The sequence below is a fragment of the Winogradskyella sp. A2 genome (genome assembly GCF_046762865.1).
GTDB lineage: Bacteria > Bacteroidota > Bacteroidia > Flavobacteriales > Flavobacteriaceae > Winogradskyella.
The window spans coordinates 428,700-452,854 of record NZ_JBKQXM010000001.1 but is presented as its reverse complement, the minus strand read 5'-3'; the positions used below and the strand labels follow the sequence as shown (position 1 = coordinate 452,854).

General features: G+C 33.2%; 24 protein-coding genes. 12 read left to right on the top strand and 12 right to left on the bottom strand.

What is annotated here, in order from left to right:
* The first annotated feature begins 50 nt into the window (after window positions 1-50).
* The 4 genes from ACFWV9_RS01925 to ACFWV9_RS01910 are packed head-to-tail and all read left to right on the top strand — an operon-like array spanning window position 51 to window position 3,119.
* Window positions 51-770 (top strand): DUF6090 family protein, encoded by a 720-nt coding sequence (locus ACFWV9_RS01925; RefSeq protein ID WP_411893544.1) that lies wholly within the window; start codon window positions 51-53, stop codon window positions 768-770.
* A gap of 23 nt (window positions 771-793) precedes the next feature.
* Window positions 794-2,230, top strand: a complete 1,437-nt coding sequence (locus tag ACFWV9_RS01920) for an SLC13 family permease (RefSeq protein WP_411893543.1) — start codon at window positions 794-796, stop codon at window positions 2,228-2,230.
* A gap of 2 nt (window positions 2,231-2,232) precedes the next feature.
* A complete protein-coding gene (locus ACFWV9_RS01915) occupies window positions 2,233-2,610 on the top strand; it encodes a cupin domain-containing protein (RefSeq protein ID WP_411893542.1) in 378 nt (125 codons plus the stop codon).
* 59 nt (window positions 2,611-2,669) lie between these two features.
* On the top strand, window positions 2,670-3,119 hold the full coding sequence (locus ACFWV9_RS01910; RefSeq protein WP_411893541.1) for a Na(+)-translocating NADH-quinone reductase subunit F: 450 nt from the start codon (window positions 2,670-2,672) through the stop codon (window positions 3,117-3,119).
* 64 nt (window positions 3,120-3,183) lie between these two features.
* Here the strand turns inward: ACFWV9_RS01910 and nqrF are convergent, their stop codons facing one another.
* Genes nqrF through ACFWV9_RS01880 form a run of 6 tightly spaced genes read right to left on the bottom strand, consistent with a single transcriptional unit; the run spans window position 3,184 to window position 9,217 of the window.
* Window positions 3,184-4,491: an NADH:ubiquinone reductase (Na(+)-transporting) subunit F gene (gene nqrF, locus ACFWV9_RS01905; protein WP_411893540.1), complete on the bottom strand. Its 1,308-nt coding sequence runs from the start codon at window positions 4,489-4,491 to the stop codon at window positions 3,184-3,186.
* Between the two features lies 1 nt (window position 4,492).
* Window positions 4,493-5,218, bottom strand: a complete 726-nt coding sequence (nqrE, locus tag ACFWV9_RS01900; RefSeq protein ID WP_411893539.1) for an NADH:ubiquinone reductase (Na(+)-transporting) subunit E — start codon at window positions 5,216-5,218, stop codon at window positions 4,493-4,495.
* Window positions 5,219-5,263: 45 nt separating this feature from the next.
* Window positions 5,264-5,908 (bottom strand): NADH:ubiquinone reductase (Na(+)-transporting) subunit D, encoded by a 645-nt coding sequence (locus ACFWV9_RS01895; protein ID WP_411893538.1) that lies wholly within the window; start codon window positions 5,906-5,908, stop codon window positions 5,264-5,266.
* Window positions 5,909-5,910: 2 nt separating this feature from the next.
* Window positions 5,911-6,654 (bottom strand): Na(+)-translocating NADH-quinone reductase subunit C, encoded by a 744-nt coding sequence (locus ACFWV9_RS01890; RefSeq protein ID WP_411893537.1) that lies wholly within the window; start codon window positions 6,652-6,654, stop codon window positions 5,911-5,913.
* Between the two features lie 2 nt (window positions 6,655-6,656).
* The gene (locus ACFWV9_RS01885) at window positions 6,657-7,865 is read right to left on the bottom strand and encodes an NADH:ubiquinone reductase (Na(+)-transporting) subunit B (RefSeq protein ID WP_411893536.1); all 1,209 of its coding nucleotides are present in this window, start codon (window positions 7,863-7,865) and stop codon (window positions 6,657-6,659) included.
* Entirely contained in the window at window positions 7,865-9,217 is a 1,353-nt protein-coding gene (locus ACFWV9_RS01880; protein ID WP_411893535.1) for a Na(+)-translocating NADH-quinone reductase subunit A, read from the bottom strand. Before ACFWV9_RS01880 ends, ACFWV9_RS01885 begins: the two co-directional genes overlap by 1 nt.
* A 163-nt stretch (window positions 9,218-9,380) precedes the next feature.
* Between ACFWV9_RS01880 and ACFWV9_RS01875 the strand changes: the two genes are divergently transcribed.
* From ACFWV9_RS01875 to apaG, 3 genes are all read left to right on the top strand, one after another.
* Window positions 9,381-10,631 (top strand): DUF5103 domain-containing protein, encoded by a 1,251-nt coding sequence (locus tag ACFWV9_RS01875; RefSeq protein WP_411893534.1) that lies wholly within the window; start codon window positions 9,381-9,383, stop codon window positions 10,629-10,631.
* Window positions 10,632-10,701: 70 nt separating this feature from the next.
* Complete coding sequence (locus tag ACFWV9_RS01870; RefSeq protein ID WP_411893533.1) at window positions 10,702-12,078, top strand: pyridoxal phosphate-dependent decarboxylase family protein; 1,377 nt, start codon at window positions 10,702-10,704, stop codon at window positions 12,076-12,078.
* Window positions 12,079-12,141: 63 nt separating this feature from the next.
* Window positions 12,142-12,528, top strand: a complete 387-nt coding sequence (gene apaG, locus ACFWV9_RS01865) for a Co2+/Mg2+ efflux protein ApaG (RefSeq protein ID WP_299119663.1) — start codon at window positions 12,142-12,144, stop codon at window positions 12,526-12,528.
* Here apaG and ACFWV9_RS01860 read toward each other — a convergent pair.
* Window positions 12,525-13,535 carry a DUF6695 family protein gene (locus tag ACFWV9_RS01860; protein WP_411893532.1) on the bottom strand — a complete coding sequence of 337 codons (1,011 nt, stop codon included), beginning with the start codon at window positions 13,533-13,535 and terminating at the stop codon, window positions 12,525-12,527. The genes apaG and ACFWV9_RS01860 overlap by 4 nt on opposite strands.
* A 145-nt stretch (window positions 13,536-13,680) precedes the next feature.
* Between ACFWV9_RS01860 and pruA the strand changes: the two genes are divergently transcribed.
* Complete coding sequence (gene pruA / locus ACFWV9_RS01855; protein WP_411893531.1) at window positions 13,681-15,309, top strand: L-glutamate gamma-semialdehyde dehydrogenase; 1,629 nt, start codon at window positions 13,681-13,683, stop codon at window positions 15,307-15,309.
* A 57-nt stretch (window positions 15,310-15,366) separates the two neighbouring features.
* On the opposite strand, the gene rsmG is transcribed toward pruA, so the two are convergent.
* Window positions 15,367-15,993 (bottom strand): 16S rRNA (guanine(527)-N(7))-methyltransferase RsmG, encoded by a 627-nt coding sequence (rsmG, locus tag ACFWV9_RS01850; RefSeq protein WP_411893530.1) that lies wholly within the window; start codon window positions 15,991-15,993, stop codon window positions 15,367-15,369.
* A gap of 146 nt (window positions 15,994-16,139) precedes the next feature.
* Here rsmG and ACFWV9_RS01845 point away from each other — a divergent pair, with 146 nt between their 5' ends.
* Together ACFWV9_RS01845 and ACFWV9_RS01840 are read left to right on the top strand one after the other, a co-directional pair.
* The gene (locus ACFWV9_RS01845; RefSeq protein ID WP_411893529.1) at window positions 16,140-17,240 is read left to right on the top strand and encodes a fatty acid desaturase family protein; all 1,101 of its coding nucleotides are present in this window, start codon (window positions 16,140-16,142) and stop codon (window positions 17,238-17,240) included.
* A gap of 18 nt (window positions 17,241-17,258) precedes the next feature.
* Window positions 17,259-18,443 (top strand): pyridoxal phosphate-dependent aminotransferase, encoded by a 1,185-nt coding sequence (locus ACFWV9_RS01840; RefSeq protein WP_411893528.1) that lies wholly within the window; start codon window positions 17,259-17,261, stop codon window positions 18,441-18,443.
* 123 nt (window positions 18,444-18,566) lie between these two features.
* Here the strand turns inward: ACFWV9_RS01840 and ACFWV9_RS01835 are convergent, their stop codons facing one another.
* The 3 genes from ACFWV9_RS01835 to trkA form a co-directional block, all read right to left on the bottom strand.
* Window positions 18,567-18,815 (bottom strand): hypothetical protein, encoded by a 249-nt coding sequence (locus ACFWV9_RS01835; RefSeq protein WP_411893527.1) that lies wholly within the window; start codon window positions 18,813-18,815, stop codon window positions 18,567-18,569.
* A gap of 162 nt (window positions 18,816-18,977) precedes the next feature.
* Window positions 18,978-20,480 carry a TrkH family potassium uptake protein gene (locus ACFWV9_RS01830; RefSeq protein ID WP_411893526.1) on the bottom strand — a complete coding sequence of 501 codons (1,503 nt, stop codon included), beginning with the start codon at window positions 20,478-20,480 and terminating at the stop codon, window positions 18,978-18,980.
* 2 nt (window positions 20,481-20,482) lie between these two features.
* Entirely contained in the window at window positions 20,483-21,832 is a 1,350-nt protein-coding gene (gene trkA / locus ACFWV9_RS01825; RefSeq protein ID WP_411893525.1) for a Trk system potassium transporter TrkA, read from the bottom strand.
* Between the two features lie 130 nt (window positions 21,833-21,962).
* Here trkA and ubiE point away from each other — a divergent pair, with 130 nt between their 5' ends.
* Window positions 21,963-22,694, top strand: coding sequence for a bifunctional demethylmenaquinone methyltransferase/2-methoxy-6-polyprenyl-1,4-benzoquinol methylase UbiE (ubiE, locus tag ACFWV9_RS01820; protein WP_411893524.1), 732 nt, complete (start codon window positions 21,963-21,965; stop codon window positions 22,692-22,694).
* Window position 22,695: 1 nt separating this feature from the next.
* Window positions 22,696-23,412: a porin family protein gene (locus ACFWV9_RS01815; RefSeq protein WP_411893523.1), complete on the top strand. Its 717-nt coding sequence runs from the start codon at window positions 22,696-22,698 to the stop codon at window positions 23,410-23,412.
* Here the strand turns inward: ACFWV9_RS01815 and ACFWV9_RS01810 are convergent.
* A complete protein-coding gene (locus tag ACFWV9_RS01810) occupies window positions 23,399-24,133 on the bottom strand; it encodes a TrmH family RNA methyltransferase (RefSeq protein WP_411893522.1) in 735 nt (244 codons plus the stop codon). The genes ACFWV9_RS01815 and ACFWV9_RS01810 overlap by 14 nt on opposite strands.
* Window positions 24,134-24,155: the final 22 nt, after the last annotated feature.

The window sequence follows — 24,155 nt, the reverse complement described above, 5'->3', positions numbered from 1 at the left end:
ATGGTTTATGTATGATTCATTTTTATAGAAATATTCGCCAAAAACTGCTCTTGGAAAAAAAATCAACTAAATATCTAAAGTATGCCATTGGTGAAATTGTCCTAGTAGTTATTGGTATTTTAATTGCACTTCAAATAAACAATTGGAATGGACTAAGGAAGCAAAAGCTACTTAAAGTAAATTATTTAGAACGCCTTTCAAGTGATATTAAACAGGACACCGTCAACATTAATAAAATTGTTGCTGTTATAAACGAAAATCAGAGTATTATTTCCAATTTTATTAAGACTATTGGATCTGAATCAAAATCTGCAATTTTAGATAGCATAGTAACTGCATATTTCAGAGATGGCTGGATAATTTCTGAATTTTCACCTATTTTGAACACCTATACAGACCTATCCCAGACAGGAAATATGAAGATTATTGATAATACAGAATTAGTCGATCTGATAATTGAGTATTATGGCTATATTGATATAATAGAAAGGTCTAATGCAATAAATAAAGATTGGATTACATCAATAGATATCGAAGTAGCCCAAGAAACACCAGCTTTTGAGTTAGACCCGAATACAAGTAAATTATTTACGCATAGAAACCGAACAAATGCTATAAAAGGGATTTTAGAAAAATCTGATTTAATTGAGCGAAATGCTGCTGGACATTACTGGATCAACGAATCACTTTCTAATAATTTATTAGCAATAAAAAGTTACACTAAAGTTCTTCTAATTAATATTGAAAAAGAACTTGATGCCATGAATTAATACTTGGCATAATTTTAATAGCTATGAATTCTTACACACTGACCAAACGTGTAGGACTATTAATTGGTCCAATTCTTTTTTTAATTCTAACATTTTCTGAAATAGAGATTATAAATTCTCAAGCAGATTGTGTTTTGGCAATAGCACTTTGGATGGTTATTTGGTGGATTAGTGAGGCGGTATCTATTTCAGTAACATCACTCTTACCATTACTCCTATTTCCAATACTAAAAATAATGCCAATGGGTGATGTTGGTGCAAATTATGGAAGTCCAATTGTGTTTTTATTTTTTGGTGGTTTCGTATTAGCATTAGCATTAGAAAAGGTAAATCTTCATAAACGTATTGCTCTAACTATTATTAGTAAAACAGGAACATCTCCCAATCGTGTGATTTTAGGATTTATGATCGCAACTGGTTTTATGAGTATGTGGATTAGTAATACAGCGAGTACTGTGGTAATGTTGCCAATTGCTATGTCTGTAATAAAAATGCTAATAGACGATGAAGATGGATTTACAAAAAAGGATCGGAATTTCGCGTTAAGTGTTATGTTAGGTATAGCTTTCTCAGCAAACGCTGGTGGTATTGCAACTGTTATCGGTACACCACCAAATTCTGTTCTCATTGGTCTTTTAGAAAACGAGTACAATACTGAAATATCATTTGTAAATTGGATGATGCTAGGTCTTCCTTTTTCAATATTGTTAATTACGATAATATATATTGTACTTATTAATTTATTCCCTAATAAAGGATTATTATTCAAGGCAACTCATGGTGTTATAAAAGATGAACTCCAATCATTGGGAAAAGTAACGCCGAGAGAACGACAAGTGCTTATCATATTTGCTGTAATTGTATCACTTTGGATATTCAGAACCCTTATAAATTCATTATTTCCTTCACTAAAACTAAATGATACTATGATTAGCATTTTTGGCGCTTTAGCTCTATTTACTATTCCTTTTAATTTGAAGCGTGGTGAGTTCATATTAGAATGGAAAGACACAAGTAGACTTGCCTGGGGCATTTTAATATTATTTGGTGGTGGTTTGGCTTTAGCACAAGGCATGTCCACAACTGGAATAGTTGATCTTGTAGCGAATTCTATTTCCAAAAGTGAAATCAGTATTCTCCTAACAGCAAGCTTTCTTATTGTATTAATGTTATTTATGACAGAACTTATGAGTAACGTTGCTCTAACCGCTGTTTTAGCGCCTGTCGTAGCAGGAATTGCCATAGGATTAGATATTCCTATGTTACATTTACTAATACCTGTTACAATTGCAAGTAGCTGTGCCTTTATGCTACCTATGGCAACACCTCCAAATGCAATAGTATATGCAAGTGGATATATCAAAGTAAAAGATATGGCTAGAGTTGGCTTTTTTCTCAATGTCATTGCTGTAATACTTCTTATCATGATGTTCAAATACTTTGTTCCTTTATTCTTTTAATTATGAAACGAAACCATTTTATCATTATCAGTTTTATTAGTATTTTACTATTTGGTAGTTGTAATGAATCATCTAAACTACCAGATCCATTAGAGGCAGGATGGAAAGGAAAAAAAGTTTGTGAGGTAATTGAAAATAATGACGAACTACGTGTACTAAAATGTACATTTCCACCAAATGTAGGGCACGAAAAACACTATCACAATGCTCATATAGGTTATACGCTATCTGGTGGTAAATTTAGAATTACTGATACAACTGGAACACGAGAAATAGATGTTCCTACTGGATATACTTTTTCTAATAATGAAGTTACATGGCACGAGGTCTTGAATATAGGTGAATCGACTGCTGAATTCCTAATCATGGAATACAAATAAAATGAATCGCTTCTAATCTAATTTCAATTTTTTGTATCTTCAATATGAAAAAGAAAACTATGAAGACTACAATTAGATTTGATCGAGCTATCCAAAAGTTGTATCGCGCCTTTCATAATGATACTTTAAACCCAGATGATTGCAAACAATGTGCTGTTGGCAATATTATGGACAATAATGACAGTTGGAAGCATTTAACAGACAAACATGGTTCTACACAACTAAATTACCTAGGGCTATTACATCAAAATTTAGGAAGACGATTTAATGGTTATAGTCCATTAGAACTTCTTAATATTGAAAAATCGTTTTTAAAAGGTTGTGGTTATTCTGGTTTTATGAAAGGTAGAAGACTTTATAGACCAGAAGATATAACCGATAAGGGCATGTTGTTTAAAGGGTTGAATGAAGTTGTATCCTACCTTTTTAAATTAGATAATATTAATGATGTAATGGACTCTTCCGTTTTATTCAATTTTGAAACTTCACATCTTCAATTACAAGACTAGTACAAAATATAAGTCATAAAAAAACCAGCCTTTTGAGCTGGTTTTTTTTATTCTATTTATAACTCTATCCACCAAAGTCATCAAATCTAATATGCTCGTCTGGGATACCAAAATCTTCTCCCATTTTCTGAACAGCTTGATTCATTAATGGTGGTCCACAGAAATATAATTCTATATCTTCTGGAGCATCATGATGGTTTAGATAATTTTCAATTACAGAATTATGTATAAACCCAACAAATCCATCACCTGCCTCATCATGTAAATCTTTCTTTACCTTCCAATTATCCTCTTCTAATGGCTCTGAAAGTGCCATATAAAATTTAAAGTTAGGGAAGTCTCTTTCTAGTTTTCTGAAATGTTCAATATAGAACAATTCTCGTTTAGAACGTCCTCCATACCAATACGTTACTTTACGACCAGTCTTAATTGTTCTAAATAAGTGATATAAATGAGAACGCATTGGTGCCATACCTGCACCACCACCTACATACAACATTTCACTTTCTGATTCATTTATGAAGAACTCACCATAAGGCCCTGAAATTGTAACCTTATCTCCTGGTTTTTGAGCAAAAATATAAGATGATGCAATACCTGGGTTCACCTCCATCCATTGGTTTTTAGCTCTATCCCATGGTGGTGTTGCAATACGTACATTAAGCATAATCTCGCGTCCTTCTGCTGGGTAAGAGGCCATAGAATAGGCACGCTCAACAGTTTCAGTATTCTTCATTACTAATGGCCATAGACCAAATTTATCCCATTCAGCCTGAAACTTATCTGCAGTTTCATGCTCTTCAGGGTGTGCTGTAATATCAATATCTGAATATTTTATTTCACATGGTGGAATTTCAATCTGAATATAACCACCTGCTTTATAGTTCATATCCTCCGGAATCTCGACAACAAATTCCTTAATGAAAGATGCTACATTATAATTACGTACAACAGTTGCCTCCCATTTCTTAATTCCAAATACCTCTTCTGGAATTGTAATCTCCATGTCTTGCTTAACTTTAACCTGACAGGCTAAACGTGCACCATGCTTTAATTCTTTTCTCGAAAAGTGTGGTGTTTCCGTTGGTAGGGCTTCACCTCCACCCGATAATACGTGGCACTCACATTGTATACAAGTACCACCTCCACCACAAGCTGATGGCAAGAACACTTTATTACTACCTAATGTATTTAATAACGTTCCGCCAGAAGCAACTTCTATCTCTTTTTCACCATTAATAGTAATTCTAACGGGTCCTGATGGTGATAATTTTTGTTTAACAAATAATAATAATGCCACTAATAAAAGTGTTACTACTAAAAATGCTACAACTGTTGTTGCAATAATCCCAAAATCAACTGCTAATACCATACTATTCACTTACTTTGTTTAAGTTATCAGCTAGAACTTTATCTTCATCAGAAAGTTCTATTTTTTCTTCTACTTTAACTGTAGTTTCATCTTTTTTTGCCTCTTCATCTCCTCCGGTTAACATACCACCAAAACTCATAAAGCCAATTGCCATAAGTCCTGTGATAATAAATGTTATTCCCAAACCTCTTAATGGTGCAGGCACATTAGAATATCTAATTTTCTCTCTAATTGCTGCAATGGCTAAAATAGCCAAGAACCAACCAATACCAGAAGCAACACCATAATTAATTGCTAGTCCTAAGCTCGCTATTTCTCGCGATTGCATAAAAAGAGAGCCACCAAGTATCGCACAGTTTACAGCAATTAATGGCAAGAAAATACCCAATGAGTTATATAAGGCTGGAGAAAATTTCTCCACAACTATTTCAACTAATTGAACCATTGTTGCAATGGTAGCAATAAACATGATAAATGAAAGAAAGCTAAGATCGTAATCTGCAAATTCTGGTCCTAACCAAGTTAATGCTCCGGGTTGTAAAATATACTGATCTAATAACCAGTTTAATGGCACTGTAATGGCTAATACAAATATTACAGCTGCACCTAAACCAACAGCAGTACTTACCTTTTTAGAAACAGCAAGGTAAGAACACATTCCTAAGAACGTGGCAAAAACCATGTTATCTATAAAAATTGACTTAAAAAATAATTCTATGTGTTCCATATATCTTTTGTTTGTTATCCTTTATTAAAATCAGGATGACATTTTTTAGTCTTCTATTAGTGCTTTATTTTTAGTTCTTTGTACCCATATAATTATCCCAACAACTATTAACGCCATTGGTGATAACAACATAAATCCATTATTCTCGTATCCAATACTGTAAAGTCCAGTCTTAGTAATAGGATCGCCTAAAACAGGTATTCCTAATAACGTACCTGAACCTAATAACTCTCTAAAGAATCCTACTATAATTAAGATTATACCATAACCTAAAGCATTACCAATACCATCTAAAAATGAACGCCATAAACCATTACCTAGAGCAAATGCCTCAAAACGTCCCATAATGATACAGTTTGTAATAATAAGTCCAACAAATACTGAAAGCTCTTTACTTAACTCATAAGCAAAAGCTTTTAAGACTTGATCAACTATAATTACTAAAGCAGCAACAACAGTAAGCTGAACGATGATTCTAATTTTCGATGGAATAATATTTCTAATTGCTGATATTACAACATTACCAACTCCCATTACAAACAATACTGAAATTGCCATTACAATAGAGGCTTTTAACTGTGCAGTAATCGCAAGTGCAGAACAAATACCTAACACCTGAATTGTAATAGGATTGTTATCCGCTAATGGATCTGTAATTAAAGCTGCGTCTTTTTTTGAAAGTAAACCCATAATTAATTTAATGATTTAAAATAAGGTACATACAATGCTAAGTCTTTCTTTATCATAGCCGCAACACCATCTCCTGTGATAGTTGCACCTGCAATAGCATCAACCTCGTGATCTCTTTTATCGTTATTTGTTGGATCTGCATTACTTTTAGAAACAGTAACACCTTTAAACTGACCATCAGACATTAAGTGTTCACCAATAAAGTCGTCCATAAAGAAACGTTCTTTAATATTAGCGCCTAACCCTGGAGTTTCTCCTTTATGGTCAAAATATGCTCCTTGAATTACCATATTTTCATCCATAGCGACATAGGCCCAAATTGCGTCCCATAAACCTTTACCTCTTATTGGAGCTATAAAGTATGTTTCCCCATCCTTTACTCCAACAAATAGCGGCAACTGTCTTTCTCCGCCTTTCTTCGCTTTATCTTGCTCCTTCTTTACATCAATTAGATAGGCATTATCATCTTCTTTAACATCATTACCATTAGTAATAACTAACTGCTGCTTAATGTATTGATTGAACAATTCTGGAGCCTTGTCAGTAGAAACAAATGAAGCACTACTTTCAGTGTTTTCATTAACACCCATTGCATACAAAATGTTTTGTTGCTTTTCTAGACGCTTATTCTCCGTAATTCTCTCTTTAAGAGAAGATGCTGTAAATGCTAATAGCGCACCTACTACTATCACCATTCCAATAGCGAATAAAACTGTATAAATATTAGAATCTGTCTTATTACTCATAACTATGCTACTTTAGCTTTTAGACGTTTCATTCTGCGCTTAACATTACCTTGAACAACATAATGATCAATTGTTGGCGCAAAGACATTCATTAATAATATTGCAAGGAATACTCCTTCTGGGTAAGCCGGATTAAATACACGAATCATAATAGAAATAAAACCAATTAGAAATCCGTAAATCCATTTACCTTTATTAGTCTGTGAAGCAGTCACTGGGTCTGTTGCCATATAAACCGCACCAAATAATATACTTCCTATAATTAAATGTTGCCAAAATGGAACACTCATTAACCCATAGAATTTACTTGATTCTCCTATCCAACCTGCATCAATTACTCCATTAAAAATTAATCCCATAACTAATGCACCAATAATAGTACTCAACATTATTCTCCAACTTCCAATTTTTGTAAAGATTAAGAATAATGCTCCTATAATGATTAAAAATTTTGAGGTCTCACCAACTGATCCTGGTATTAATCCCCAAAACATATCCCAATAGTCAATTCCTGCAAGTGAAGTATTTTGAGCATAAGCTCCCAATAGTGTTTCTCCGGATATTGCATCTGGTGTTCCGGCACGCTCAACTGCGCCATGCACCCAGACTTTATCTCCTGACATCCATGTTGGATATGCAAAGAATAAAAATGCACGTATTGTTAACGCAGGATTTAAGATATTCATTCCAGTACCTCCAAATACTTCTTTACCGATAACGACACCAAAAATCACAGCCACAGATAGCATCCAAAGTGGTATATCTATTGGTACTATTAGTGGAACAAGCATACCTGTTACTAGATAACCTTCTTCTACTTCATGACCTTTAATTATTGCGAATACGAATTCAACCGCTAACCCAACACCATAAGACACAGCCACTAGTGGTAAAACTTTCAATAATCCTATGACTAGATTATCCCAAGTCCAAAATGATGCTCCTAAAAATCCGTTTGCAACATCTATTTCTCCTAATGCTAAATAATGTTGATAACCTGCATTATACATACCGAATATTAAACATGGAACTAAAGCCATGATTACAGTATTCATTGTACGCTTTAAATCATCAGCTGCCTTGATATGAGTTCCACCATGAGTAGTTTCATTCGGCATATATAAAAACGTAAAAAGCGCATTAAAACCAGGTAGCCACTTCTTGTCTTTATTCTTCTCTTTAAAATTATGTAAATTCTGTTTTAAACCCATTATCCTATCTCTTTAAGCATTAAGTCTAATCCTTCTCTTATTATTTTTTGATGTGGTTGTTTAGATACACATACAAATTCTGTTAAAGCAAAATCTTCAGGTGCAACTTCGTACATACCTAATGCTTCCATTTCATCCAAATCGTTATACATACAAGCTTTAAGAATCTGCATTGGATAGATATCTAGAGGAAAAACTTCTTCGTATGTTCCTGTAGTTACAAATGCACGATGCTCTCCATTCGTATTGGTGTTTAAATCGTACTTCTTCTTTGGGCTTAACCAAGAAAAAGTCAAGGCCCTTGAAGTAGAAATTTTGTTAAATACCGGTTTATTCCAACCAAAGAATTCATAATCATCTCCTTCTGGAATTACTGTGATCACATTACTGTAGTAATCAAGGTTTCCATCTGGTGCAACATGTTTACCAGATAAAACATTACCTGAAATTATACGATCATTACCATCCTTTTCTACGCCATTGTCATATATCATAGTGGCAACCTCAGCTCCAATCTTTGTTTTAAAATATCTTGGTTTTTTAACCGAAGATCCTGCAAATGCAATAATACGTTCTGCATTAAACTTTCCAGTTAAAAGTAATTCACCAATAATCACTAAGTCTTGAGCATTAACTGTCCAAACAACTTCACCTTTATTAATAGGATTTACTTTATTAATAAGTGTACCTACATTACCTGAAGGGTGAGGTCCACTAACTTTATAAACCGAAACATTATTTAAACCAGCTAATGGAGAGTCTGAATTTTTACCAACTGAAATATGAACTCCTCCAGAAGTCAGTTTTCCAAGAGCATCAACTGCGGCTTGTAATTCTGCTTCTTTTCCATTTAAAGTGAAATCTAAATCAGCAGCTAATGGAGCACTTGCATACCCTGAAATAAAAATTGCTTTTGGCGTATTTTCTGGGTTTGCAACAACATCATAAGGTCTTTGTTTTATAAAAGCCCAGCAACCTGATGCCAATAGATGTGTTTTAGTTTTATCTGCATCTGCAGAAAAATTAAACTTTCCATGTTCTAAATAACTTTGCTCCTTATCAGCAGTTATTTTTATTGCATCAATACGCCTTCTAGGTCCACGTTGAACTTCGGTTACCTCTCCAGAAACTGGAGAGACAAATTTCATATCTTCGTTATCCTTACTATAAAACAACGTTTCACCCGCTTTTACGCGTGATCCTTCTTTTGCAACAAGTTTTGGAATGATACTGTGGAAATCTTCAGGTCTAACTGAATAGAAATTGCTAATTATAGCGTTTTCCGTGGCTTTTTCGGCTTCGCCTACAAGCTTTATGTCTAAACCTTTCTTAATTCTGATGTCTTTTGACATATTTATTAACGATTAGTTATCTAAAAATCCGTGCAAATTTACGAATTAATGATGAAAAATATTTCATTCTAAAACATCTTTTTTATTTATAGTGATTATAAATAACTTAAATATATAATGGGCATAGATTTTGATTATCTTTAGGCATTGAATAATCTTATACATGAAAATTAAGGCATTTTCACTTTTATTTCTTCTGTTATTTCCAATAATCCTATTAGGGCAAGCAGTAGAAGTTAGTCCTCCAGATTTTATTAAAACCATAAAATTTAAAAGTAATACGACACAAGGCCAATTACCTATTTTACAACTTGGTGAACCTTTAGTTTTAGAATTTGATGCACTTAATGCAAACGAAGAGGATTTTTATTATATAATTGAACACTTTAATTATGATTGGACGCCTTCTGTTTTGGCAAAAGCTGAATACCTGCGTGGTTTAGACAATCAGAGAATTTTAGAGTACTACAATTCATTTAACACCTATCAAGTTTTTTCTCATTACAAATTACAAATCCCTAACATCCAGACACGTGCAATCTTAAAAACCGGGAATTATATGATTTCCATTTATGATGACTATGATGAATTGATGTTCAGCAGAAAATTCATGGTTTATGAAGACCTAGTTAATGTTGGTGTCAATGTAAAGCGATCAAGAGATGTAAAGTTTGTTGCAGAAAAGCAATCTGTTGATATGGTTATTTCCACAAATAGCATCAATTTTAATAATCCTCTTGAAACCATAAATACCGTAATTATTCAAAATAATAATTTAAGTACTTCAATTTCTGGTTTAAAACCACAATATACATTAGGCAATAGGCTTATTTATAAATATGTTGAGGAATCGGCATTTTGGGGAGGAAATGAATATCTCTTTTTTGAGACTAAAGATGTAAGAGCAGCAAATGTTGGTGTACAGTTTATTGATCTAAAGGATATTTACCAAAGTTATTTATTTACCAATATTTCAAGACGAGACAGACCCTACACCTACAATCCTGATATTAATGGAAACTTTCAAATTACTGCCATAGATAGAACTGATATTGACGTTGAGGCTGATTACACCATGGTTCACTTTTCATTATTGCATGAAGAATTGATGGATAAAGATATTTATGTTTACGGTAATTTTAACGCCTTTGCAATTGAACCTTTAACTCAACTCTACTTTAATCGAGAAAGTGGCAAATATGAGGGCATGTTGAGACTGAAGCAAGGTTTTTATAACTACAAATTTGTTGCGGTTGATAAACAATCTGGTGATTTAGATGAAGGTTTTATAAGTGGTAATTTCTGGCAAACAGAAAATAATTACAAGGTTTTAGTATACTACCGGGATTTAGGTGCTAGGTACGACAAACTTATTGGCTATGGAGAAGCAACTTCTGTAGATATTTCCAATTAAAATGTGATAATTCTAAGTTTTAATTTGATTAATTTTCAATTAACTTTCACTCTGATAAATAATTTTTGAGATGCAAAATGATATTGCCCTATTTTCAGAATTATGCGATGAACTTTTTAAAGCAGAATTAAACCAACCTGTTGCTGAGCATGTTTCTACATCTAGACTCTATGATGACTTAGACCTTTCTTTAAATGAAAAAGGGATAATAGATGACCATTTAAAAAGCATTTTAATGGATCTCATTACCAAGACCCCAAAAACAGCTTCTAAGAGTTTTTTTAATCAGCTTTTTGGGGGAAGAATAGGAAAAGCCACATTAGGTGATTTGTTAGCAGTTATGTTTAATAATAGTATGTACACCTACAAGGTCGCAGGACCTCAAGTAGGTATTGAGAAACAGATTCTTAAAAGTATATGCGACCTTGCAGGTTATAAGGAGGAAAGTAATGGCACTTTGGCTCCAGGAGGTTCAATGAGCAATATGATGGCGTTAATAATGGCTCGAGACTCAAAAAATGAATCTATTAGGACAGAAGGCATGCGACAATCAATGACTCTATATACTTCTGAAGCCTCTCATTATTCTATTTCAAAAAATGCTGCACTAATAGGAATTGGCAAAAACCAGGTAAGATTTGTAAACACAAATAAAAAAGGTGAAATGCTTAGCGGCCATCTTGAGGAATTAGTTAAAATAGATTTAGAAAACAATTATGTTCCTTTTTTTGTAAATGCTACTGCCGGTACAACAGTATTAGGTGCATTTGATGATATTAAATCAATTAGCACTGTTTGTAAAAAATACAATTTATGGTTACACGTAGATGGCGCCTATTGTGGCGGCGTAATATTCAGCAAAAAATATAAACATTTAATAAGTGGCTTAGGACTCTCAGATTCCTTTAGTATAAATGCGCACAAAATGCTAGGAACACCGCTTAGCTGTTCAATTATTGTTACTCAAAACAAAGCGCAATTACATCATTCATTTTCTAATGAAGCTGACTACTTATATCAGACGGATAGTGATGACTTTAATTTAGGCAAAACGTCTTTACAATGTGGGAGAAGAAACGATGCACTTAAATTATGGACCCTATGGAAATCAGTTGGTACCTTAGGTTTAGAAAAAATTGTAGATAAACAATTTAAACTCGCTCAGCGAGCGAGAGACTATATAAGAAACCATAATGATTACCAACTACATAGTTTTGACGATTCAATATCAGTATGTTTCAATTATAAGGAAATCTCTGCTAAAGAATTATGCACATCACTATATGAAAAAGCAGATCTTATGGTAGGCTTTGGCAAACATAATAACATAGAATTTGTTAGAATGGTCACTATTAATACTACCTTAGAAAAAGCAGATATTGACCACTTTTTTAAAACATTAGAACAACATGTTTCTGAAAAATTGTTAAAAAAAACCGTGAGTTAACTATAAATTAAGGGCTTCAATCAAAAAATATCTTATTTTAGCATATCCTTTTTCCCTAGAACAATGGTACAACAAGTTACAAGTGGTATAAAGATTTCAGTCGAAACTAATTTCGAAGGCACATTTTATAAAAACTATAAAGTGCACTTTGCATTTGGATATAAGGTGACTATTGAAAACCAAAGTAAGGACTCTGTTCAATTAAATTCTAGGTATTGGAAAATTCTGGATGCTCTAAATAATGAAGAGATAATTGAAGGAGAAGGCGTTATTGGTAAAAAACCTGTACTTAAGCCAGGAGAATCTCATACATATAATTCTGGTTGTCTTTTAACTTCTCCTTTTGGTGCCATGCAAGGTCACTACAATATGGTAAACTTTACCAAAGCAAATAAATTTAAAGTTTACATACCATCATTTAAATTAAGTGCTCCTTTTGCACTCAATTAGGACTTAAAATCTTTTAAATATTCAAATTTATAAATGCTATCATGTTGTTCTATGTGAAAGAATGAACAGTTAGAATAATGAACAAATTGATATGCTGAATTTATATCAAAGGAGGATTCATCTATTTCATATATAGCATCGCAATCAATATTGCCATAGGGTGAAATTCTTCTAAAACGAAATTCTTTTTTATTATCAAGATCATAAATCTCAAACCAGGCCCCTGCAGCGATTCCGCTTAACCATTGAGCATGATCTAAAACTATAGCATTAGATTTTGGTAGCATAGTACCAACTAAACTGGGTTTATAACCATTTAATGTATCTAAAAACAAACGTCTATTTTCTTTACTGACTGTAGATTGAAACATAGTAACGTCTCCAATTTCATTTAGAAGATAAACTTGATTTTCAGTATCAGCAATAACAACATTACCAATTGTACTTGGTGTAAACCACTTAGATCGTTTTAAGCGCTTATTAATTTTAGAATCTGTAACTGAAGCAATTAAAGCATCAGTAACAAAACGCGCACAATTACAAGCATCTTTAATAAAGGCAGCATATCTTATAAGACCTATAGACTGCATCATATCAATATGCTTTCTAGCCAATTCATAATTAACAGAATTACAAACTGAAGCATATAAATGACCTTCTCCATGAGTTAGTTTTGGGTTAGTCGCTAAAAACTTAAGGATTGCCTCCAAGTTTACGACTTTATCATTTTCTATTTGTGCTTTTATTGGAAAATGAAGCTCAAAATCAGTCTGTCTTCCACGCACTCTTCCATTGGGTTCAGATGTTATGTAGCGCCCAAAATCATGATATTCAAGGATACCTGTTGTCTTATCAATTAACACAAGGGCGGCATGCCCTGCTCTTACATGATTTTTATTACCAATAAATGCAAATCGTAATAACTTAGAATACCACTCATCCGCATGAGATACAATAGTCTCAGGATAGGCTAATGTTAGTATAATGGCATTGTTTTTATCTTTCAACTCAATTAAAATTTTCGAGAGGCAACTTACAAAAAATAATAATGATTCATTATGAATTCTATAACGTTTGAAAACCAGAAATCAATGATAAAAATCGTAACTTTGCACTTTCTAAAATTTCAAAACTCAAAAATCAATTTAAATCATGGGAAAAGGTTTCTTTAATGTTCCTATTGCAGTTAACGAACCCGTTAAATCTTATGCACCAGGATCTCCTGAGCGTAATGCTGTATTAGAAGCATACAAAACAATGTTCAACGGCAAAGTTGAAGTTCCTTTATATATTAATGGTGACGATATAAAAACTGGCAACACCAGAAAAATGTCTCCTCCACACGACCATCAGCATATTGTTGGAGAGTATCATTTAGCAGAACAAAGTCATATTGAAGATGCAATTTCTACAGCTTTAGAAGCACGCAAAACATGGTCTCAAATGCCTTGGGAACAACGTGCTGGAATTTTCCTTAAGGCTGCTGAGTTAATAGCTGGTCCATACAGAGCCAAAATAAACGCAGCTACTATGATTGCACAATCAAAAACTGTGCATCAAGCAGAAATAGATGCAGCTTGTGAGTTTATAGATTTCCTTAGATTCAATGTTCAGTTTATGACGGATATTTATATGGAACAACCCGAAAGTACCAGTGATGCTTGGAACCGTGTTGAATACCGACCACTTGAAGGTTTTACATATGCTGTTACGCCATTTAATTTCACTGCTATTGCCGGTAATTTACCTGCTTGTATGGCATTAATGGGTAATGTCGTGGTATGGAAGCCAAGTGATAGTCAAGTATATTCAGCAAAAGTTATAATGGATGTATTCAAAGAAGCAGGTGTACCAGATGGCGTTATCAATGTTGTTTTTGGTGACCCTGTAATGATTACGAATACAATATTATCTAGCCCTGATTTTTCTGGCTTACACTTTACAGGTTCAACTTTCATCTTCAAGGAATTGTGGAAACAAATTGGTGAAAACATCCATAATTATAAAACCTACCCAAGAATCGTTGGAGAAACAGGAGGTAAAGATTTTATTGTTGCACATAAATCAGCAAATGCGAAGCAGGTAGCGACAGCTATAGCTCGCGGAGCTTTTGAATTTCAAGGTCAAAAATGTAGCGCGGCATCTAGAGCCTATATACCAAAGGGAATTTGGACTGATGTAAAGAAATATTTATTAGAAGATATTGCTTCTTTTAAAATGGGTTCTCCAGAAGATATGAGTAACTTTATTACTGCTGTTATTCACGAAGGCTCTTTTGATAAATTAGCTAAGTATATAGACCAAGCCAAAGCAGATTCTGATGCTGAAATAGTTGCAGGTGGAGGTTATGATAAATCTAAAGGTTATTTTATTGAACCAACTGTAATTGTTGCATCGAACCCAAAATACACAACGATGTGTACGGAATTATTTGGTCCTGTAATAACTATTTTTGTTTATGAGGATGAAGCTTATGTGGATACCTTGAAATTAGTTGACGAGACAAGTGAATATGCATTAACAGGAGCTATTTTATCTACAGATAGATATGCTATTGAGCAAGCGACCAAAGCACTACAGAATTCAGCAGGTAACTTCTATATTAACGACAAACCAACAGGTGCAGTTGTAGGACAGCAACCATTTGGAGGTGCTAGAGCATCTGGTACAAATGATAAGGCAGGTAGCGCACAAAATTTATTACGTTGGGTTTCTCCAAGACTGATTAAAGAAACATTTGTTACTCCAGTTGATTATAGATATCCATTCTTGGGAGAATAGGATAGTTCTAAAATAAATTAAAATCCTTAGAGGCATTCTCTAAGGGTTTTTTTTATGCTACCTATATTTCATTGGAAGATGAATCACTTTCTTGCTATCGAAGAAATCTTCTTCAAAATAATCTGAAAGTAAAAAGGCTTTAACTGTTTTATAGTTTTTAAGTTCTTCTGTTAAATCACCCCCTTTAAGATAGAGTATTCCATTTTTTAGGTCATTCTTTTGTTTTTTGGCGACTTTACCTTTAACCCACTTAGTAAATTCGGGCATTGCTGTGACTGCTCTACTGACAATAAAATCATAAGTCTCATCTATGGCCTCCACCCTACTATGGGTCGTTCTAATATTTTGTAATTCTATTTCCTCGGCAATGGCATTAATAACCTTTAGTTTTTTATTAATGCTATCTACCAAATGAAACTTACAATTTGGAAATAAAATAGCTAATGGGATACCTGGAAAACCACCACCAGTACCTACATCTAGTATTGATGTCCCATCTTTAAATTGAATGACCTTTGCTATACCTAAAGAATGAAGTACATGCCTCAAATACAACTCGTCAATATCCTTTCTAGACACAACATTTATCTTTGCATTCCAGCCTTTGTACAAAGGCTCCAGATTTCTGAATTGCGCAATTTGTTGGTCTGATAAATGAGGGAAATATTTTAGTATTAGTTGCACCTAGTTTGGTTTTTAGCAAAAATACATTAATTTACTTTGGATAAAATTAACGTTTAAGGGTAATGCTTGGTTTTAATTATTAATTATCTTTGACGAGTTTTAACGTAGTTAATCCCATTACGTTAAAAATAAAAACTAAAGATTATATGGCAATTCAAACCTTATCATTTTCAAGAACTGACTCAGCGAAATTTTTTAGAACCTTAAATAAACGCGTAAACAATTATTTCAAGGAAAACAACATAAAACGAACAGGCAACTGGAAACTATGGGTTAAAACAATCGTAATGTTTGCTTTATTTCTAGCACCTTACTTCCTATTATTAACCTTAGATATTCCTACTTGGGCTCAAATCCTTTTAACTATAGTTATGGGTGTTGGAATGGCTGGTGTTGGTATGAATGTTATGCACGATGGAAATCATGGTTCATTCTCAAATAAAGAATGGATTAACAGATTAATGGGAAGCAGCATTTATATTCTTGCTGGCAACGTTTATAATTGGAAAGTGCAGCATAATGTACTTCACCATACATATACCAATATTCATGGACATGATGAAGATTTAGAAGCAGGTAGGATATTGCGTTTCTCTAAACACACCGAATGGCGTAAACATCACAAATTTCAACATTACTACTCAATACTATTGTATGGATTACTTACTATAAATTGGGCAATTACTACTGATTTTCAGCAAATGAGTAGATATATGAAACGTAAATTATCTTATGGAAAATTACCAAACCCAGTTGTTAATTGGAGTAAATTAGTAATTACCAAATTAATATATGTTTCAATGTGGATTGTTTTACCTATCGTGTTAACAGACATTGCATGGTATAAAATATTGATAGGTTTCTTTATTATGCATTATGTTGCTGGTCTAATTTTAAGTGTTGTATTTCAATTGGCACACGTTATGGACGAAGCTGAAATGCCAATGCCTGAAAAAGATGGTACTATGAAAAACAGTTGGGCTATTCATCAACTGAAAACAACAGTAAATTTTGGTGCAAAAAATTGGTTAGTAAACTGGTATACTGGTGGTTTGAATCACCAAGTTGAACATCATATATTCCCTCATATCAGCCATGTACATTATGGTAAAATTGCAAAAATCGTAAGGGATACTGCAAAAGAGTTTAATTTACCATATAAAGAATACAAAACTACAAGAAAAGCTATTGCAGCGCATTTTAAATTTCTTAAGGAAATGGGTATGCGACCAGCAATGCAAGCGTAATACATTTATTATAAAATCATGAACCAACTTTCAGATAGAATTAATAATCTATCGACTTCAGCAACCCTAGCCATGGCAGCGAAAGCCAGAGAACTTAGAGCAGAGGGTAAAGACATTATAGGATTAAGTTTAGGAGAACCAGATTTTAACACTCCAGATTTTATTAAAGAAGCAGCCATTGAGGCCATCAACCAAAACTATAACAGTTATACACCTGTTGATGGGTATGTTGATCTTAAAAATGCAATAATTACCAAATTTAAACGAGACAACAACCTCAACTATACACCAGCTCAAATCGTCGTTTCTACTGGTGCAAAACAATCTTTATCTAATGTTGCTGCCGTTTTAATTAACGAAGGGGATGAAGTAATATTACCATGTCCTTATTGGGTAAGCTACAGAGACATTGTGAAATTACATGGTGGTGTCCCAATTGAAGTGAAAACTTCGATTGATACTGACTTTAAAATGACTCCTGAACAACTTGAAAGTGCTATAACACCAAAAACAAAGATGATTTGGTATAGTTCTCCATGTAATCCAAGTGGATCTGTTTACAGTGAAGCAGAATTGAGATCCTTAGCAGATGTCCTTCAAAATCATCCTAACATTTTTGTAGTTTCAGATGAAATTTACGAGCATATAAATTTTAAAGGTGATCATCACAGTATGGCAAACTTTAAAGACATGTATGATAGAACTATTACTGTCAACGGAGTCTCCAAAGCATTTGCTATGACTGGTTGGAGAATTGGTTATATAGGAGCACCCGATTGGATTGCAAGAGCATGTAACAAAATGCAAGGACAGGTAACAAGTGGAGCAAACTGTATTGCTCAGAGAGCTGTAATAACTGCATTAGAAACAGACCCGTCAAGCATTTCATATATGGTAGATAAGTTTAAAGAGAGACGTAAACTTATTCTAGGTTTATTGAATGAAATTGAAGGATTTAAATCAAATGAACCAGAAGGTGCATTTTATGTATTCCCTGATGTATCAGCTTATTTTGGTAAAACCATTAAGGGTAAAACTATAAATAATGCTACTGATATGTCCCTATTTTTATTACAAGAGGCATTGGTTGCGACAGTTACTGGTGAGGCATTTGGAAATCCTGACTGTATAAGAATTTCTTACGCAGCTTCAGAAGAAAATATAAAAGAGGCAATTAAACGTATTAAAGATGCGTTAAGTTAATATTACACATCAATCGCCTTTTTTAAAAAAGCTATAACGGTTTAATATTGTTATAGCTTTTTTTATTGCAATAAAAAATGACACTTAAAAGTGTCAATTATAAGTTTTAATAAACACTTCTCTTTAGAATATTGCCAAAAGGATTACTGCAAAAACAGATATCTTAAGTATAGTCGCCGTATGGTTAACCATATATAACTGTGAAGACTTAAGTCGTTGTCTAATTCCAAATATTGATTTAGTTGTATTCTTACTAAAGTTTTCTTTTACTAAAGATTTATAATTTGAATTTAATAATCCTTGAGTTGTAAAATGAGATACCTTGATGGGTTCTGGTACAATTTCTAATTCTTGATTTAATACTAATTCCATGATTGATAAATTTAATTGGTTACATAGATAAGACGGATAACAATAAAAAATGTTACATACTGTATCTCAACTATAGCAATAGATTGAAGGACAAAACCAAAAATATATCAGTAAAAATATAGGCTAGCTAATTTTTAAATATTTTAAAAATAATTTCAGATATTATCGATTTCTCCAGAAAAATGGTGTCAATAAAATGAGAATAGTAAAGAGTTCCAATCGTCCTAAAAGCATTAAAAATGAAGCCCACCATTTACCCAATGGTGGTAATGCAGCGTAATTATTCACAGGACCAAAATCACCTAGAGCAGGACCTACATTTCCTAAACTAGAAGCTGAAAGTCCAATTGCCGATTCAAAATCCATTTGAAACATTGAAAAAATTGCTGCTCCAATAATAAATGATAACATATATAATATAAAGAAACCAAGAATATTGAAAACAATTTCACCAGAAATGGATTTCTTGTTATAACGCACTGGTAAAATGGCATTAGGATGAAGTGCTCGTTTAAACTCCAAAAAGCCATTCTTTATAAGTATTAAATGACGTACCACTTTTACACCACCCGCTGTACTTCCTGCAGAACCTCCCAAGAACATCAATCCAAAGAAAAATACCGTTAAAAAAGGTGTCCACATCGTGTAATCTGCCGTGACAAATCCTGTTGTTGTAATAATTGCTAAAACTTGAAACAAGCCATGTCTAATGGCGCTTTCACCTTCTCCCATTACCATAGGATGATTTACTGAAGATTGAGAAATATCCGCTCTAAAATAGATTAAAAAAGCTGCAACTATTGTAAAGCACAAAATGAATCTAAAATAAAGTTTGAACTCGTCATCTTTTGTAATCTTAGAAACTTTTCCTTTAAATAAATAATAACTTAAGACGAAGTTTGTCCCAGCTAAAAACATAAAGAACATGATTATATACTGTATGGCCGGATTGTCGTTCCAGTGCGCAATACTCGCATTTTTAGTTGAGAAACCACCAGTTGATAATGTACTTAGTGCATGATTAATTGCATCAAAGAAAGACATCCCAGCAATCTGAAGTAAAATAGTTTCAGCAATTGTATAACCTACATAAATAAGCCATAATCGTTTTGCTGTGTCTGTAATTCTTGGATGTAATTTATCGCCTCCAGGTCCTGGTGCTTCTGCAGCAAATAACTGCATACCTCCTACACCAAGTAAGGGCAAAATAGCAATAGCCAACACAATAATTCCCATTCCACCTATCCAGTGTGTTGTACTACGCCAAAATAATACACCTTTTGGTATTATCTCAATGTCATTTAATATACTAGCTCCTGTAGTAGTATAACCTGACATAGTCTCAAAAAAGGCATCCGTGAATGAAGGTATTGCTTCGGTGACTAAATAAGGTAAAGTACCTGTTAAGGACATGACAATCCAACCAAAAGCCACTACTATATAACCTTCGCGCTTATTCATTTCTTTGCGATGATTTCTCGTACCAACCATAGCGAAAGAACCAATCAATAAAGTTGCTAAACCCGCTAACAATAATTGCACAGTTACACCATCATCATAAATTAAACTGATTAGAGTAGCAATCATCATGAAGCCACCATTAAAAAGTAGTAGTAGGCCAAAAAAATGGAAAATGATTTTATAATTTAAATGTAGTCGCGACATAATTAAGTGAAAAATGCTTCTACTTCAGATATTGAGCGTGGCAAACAACATACAACTACCCTATCACCTGCTTCAATGGTGAAACTTCCAAGAGGAATTAAGCCCTCACCATTTCTTATTACACCACCAAAAATTGCTGATTTAGGAAACTCTAAATCTTTAATTTGCTTATTGGTAATTTTCGATTCTGGCTTAACTACAAACTCTAAAAGTTCTGCATTCATATTAGTTAATTTAGTCATAGCAACGACTTCACCTTTTCTAATATACCTAAATATGTTATTAGCTGCCAAGAGTTTTTTATTAATAAGAGTATCAATACCAATAGATTGAGACAGTTGGTAATAATCCATATTTTCAACTAAAGCAATTGTCTTTTTCACCCCTTTAGACTTAGCTAATAGGCAGGACATAATATTTGTTTCAGAATTCCCAGTAACTGATATAAAGGCATCCATTTCAGAAATGCTTTCTTCCTGCAAAATTTCAACATTTCTACCATCACCGTAAATTACCAATGCATTTGGTAAACGGTCTGCTAAATCCTCTGCAACAACTTTTTTATTTTCAACAAGTTTTACATTAAACTTACTTGCACATAAATCTCTAGCGGTTTTAAAACCAATTTTACTTCCGCCAAGAATCATTACGTTTTTAATTCCCACTTTAACCTTACCAGATAATCCAAATAGCTCATCATCACCTCCTTTAGAGGTCATAAACACAACAGTATCACCCTCTTTAAATTGAGTATCTCCTCTAGGTATTATAGTGTATTGTGTGCCATATCGTTGTATAGCAATTGGTATAAAATGTAGTTCCGAATATAATTCCGCAGCTTCTTTAACAGTTTTACCCACAAACGTTGCAGTTCTTGATAATCTTAAACTCAACATAGTCAGAGCTCCTTCTTCAAACTCATAGGTATCATTAAATCCATATTGATTTAATAATAGTTCTATTTCTGCAGCTGCAAGTGCCTCTGGTGAAATAAGTTCGTCGATACCAAATTTAGAAAAGCCAATAGTCTCCTTGTCATCAATAAATTCTGTATTGGATATCCTGGCAATTGTTCTTTGTGCTCCTAATTGCTTAGCGAGTACACTTGCTGTGATATTGGTCGTTTCAGAAGATGTAACAGCAATAAAAAGTGCAGCAGTGCCAATTCGTGCTTCCCTTAAAATGGAGATAGACGTAGCATCACCTTTAATAGTTCTAATATCCAAGTGTTCACCTGCGTAGGCGAGGCTGTCCTTTCTAGTATCAATAAGGGTTATCTCTTGCGACTCGTAGGATAATAATTTAGCTAAATGAAATCCTACCTCTCCAGCACCTGCGATAATTATTTTCATCGAATTTGTTTCAAATAGGCGTACAAATATACATATAATTTAATGCTGGCATCAATTTTAAAATTGATATAATTACAATTTCAAATTATAGAGAACACTCTTATTAGCGTATATTTGCAAAAAATTTTGAATGGCCGAAAAAGTAAAACCTTATAAGGATAGTGATGCTTCTAAAAAAGCCCAAGTCACAGAGATGTTTGATACGATCTCTAATGAATATGATGGACTTAATAGAGTAATTTCATTCGGTATTGATGTTAAATGGCGAAATAAGGTTGTAAAATTAGTGTCCGAAAATAATCCTGAAAATATTTTAGATATTGCTACTGGTACTGGGGATTTAGCAATTAGTTTAACGAAAACTAATGCTAAAGAAATAATTGGATTGGATATAAGCGATGGAATGCTCGAAGTAGGCCGAAAAAAGATAAATTCTAAAAATCTTGATGGTATAATTTCAATGATAATAGGTGATTCGGAAGACCTACCTTTTGAAGATAATTGCTTTGATGCTATAACAGTTGCCTTTGGTGTTCGTAATTTTGAAAATCTAGAAAAAGGACTTGCAGAAATCTTAAGAGTTTTAAAACCAAATGGGATTTTTATTATTCTAGAAACATCTGTACCAACAAATCCTATCTATAAATTTGGATATAACACATATTCAAAATATATTTTGCCAGCCATTGGTAAACTATTCTCTAAAGATAGAGTTGCCTACAAATATTTAAGTGAATCTGCATCGGTATTTCCATATGGTGAAGAGTTGAACAATATTTTGAGGAAAATTGGGTTTATTAATGTCGTAGACAAACCACAGACAATGGGTGTAGCGACTATTTATACTGCATCGAAAGCATAATATGAAACGAATTATAATCATTTTAGGATTTTTATTGGTATTTCAAGATGTCTCAGCGCAACTTTTTACAAAAGAAAAAGTTCCTAATAACATAAATAATATTGACCAGAAATTTTTAACCTGGGGATATTTTTTGGGATTTAACCAGTACGATTTTAAGTTTGAGTATAATCAAAACCTTGAGGATATTTTGGTGGATAAATCCTTTGGTTTTCATCTTGGACTCATTGGTGACATGCGTATTAATGATTACATGAACCTTAGGTTAGAACCCGGAGTATTTTTTACTACAAGAAATATTAGATACGATGAGAGTTACTTTAATGGAGCTACATTTACCGATTCAGATTTGCTAAGAGAAGTTAAATCTACCTACGTACATGTACCTTTACTTGTAAAATTTTCTACTAAACGTATTAATAATTTCAAACCGTTCATAGTTGGAGGTTTCTCTGCCGCACTAAATTTATCTAGCAATCAGGATAACCCTGATGATAATAGCGCTGGTCAGTTTAGAATGAAGAAAGGAACGTTCTTTTACGAAATTGGTTTTGGGATAGATCTTTATTTGCTCTATTTTAAATTCACACCTTCAATTCGTGGTGTATTTGCCCTAAATGATGAAATTGTAAGAGATGCAGACCCTAATAGTCCTTGGACAGGAAATGTTGCAAAAATGCAAACAAGAGGCATATTTATCAATTTTACTTTTCAATAAATCGCCTTTTAAATTCGCTTAATACAATAGCAGTTGCGTTAGCTACATTTAGGCTTTCTGTATTTTTTAAATCCCCAAATTGAGGTATAGTAATTTTTCTATCAATTAATTCCTCAATACCTATTGATATTCCATTGGCCTCATTTCCTAAAATAATAAGTCCTTTTTCTGGTAATTTAGCTGTGTAAATATTTTCTCCATTCATAAATGTGCCTAAAACCTCTAAATCAGTTGATTTAAGAAAATCTCTCAAATCGGTATAATAAATATTAACTCGTGTTAGAGATCCCATTGTCGCTTGAACAACTTTCTGATTAAAACAGTCTACCGTATTAGTGCTACAGATAATCTGCCTAATTCCATACCAATCGCATAACCTAATAATTGTGCCTAAGTTCCCTGGATCTCTAACATCATCTAACACAACAGTTAAATCCGATTCAACTGGAGGCTTCGATTCTGGTATTTTGAAAATTGCTAATGCCGTATTTGGATTTTTTAAAGACGATATTCTTTTGAGTTGGTTTTCATTAATAAAAACAACTTTATTATCGGCTATTTCAAATATTGGTTGAGTAGTATAAAGTTGGTCTAGCTCAAATTCAGAGTTTAAAAATTCGTTTATGCCTTTAATACCTTCAACAATAAATAATTCCTCTTGCTGCCTGTGTTTTTTTTGACCTAAACTTTTAATTAACTTAATTTGATTCTTTGATAACATTAAAATGTCTTTACTTTTGTTA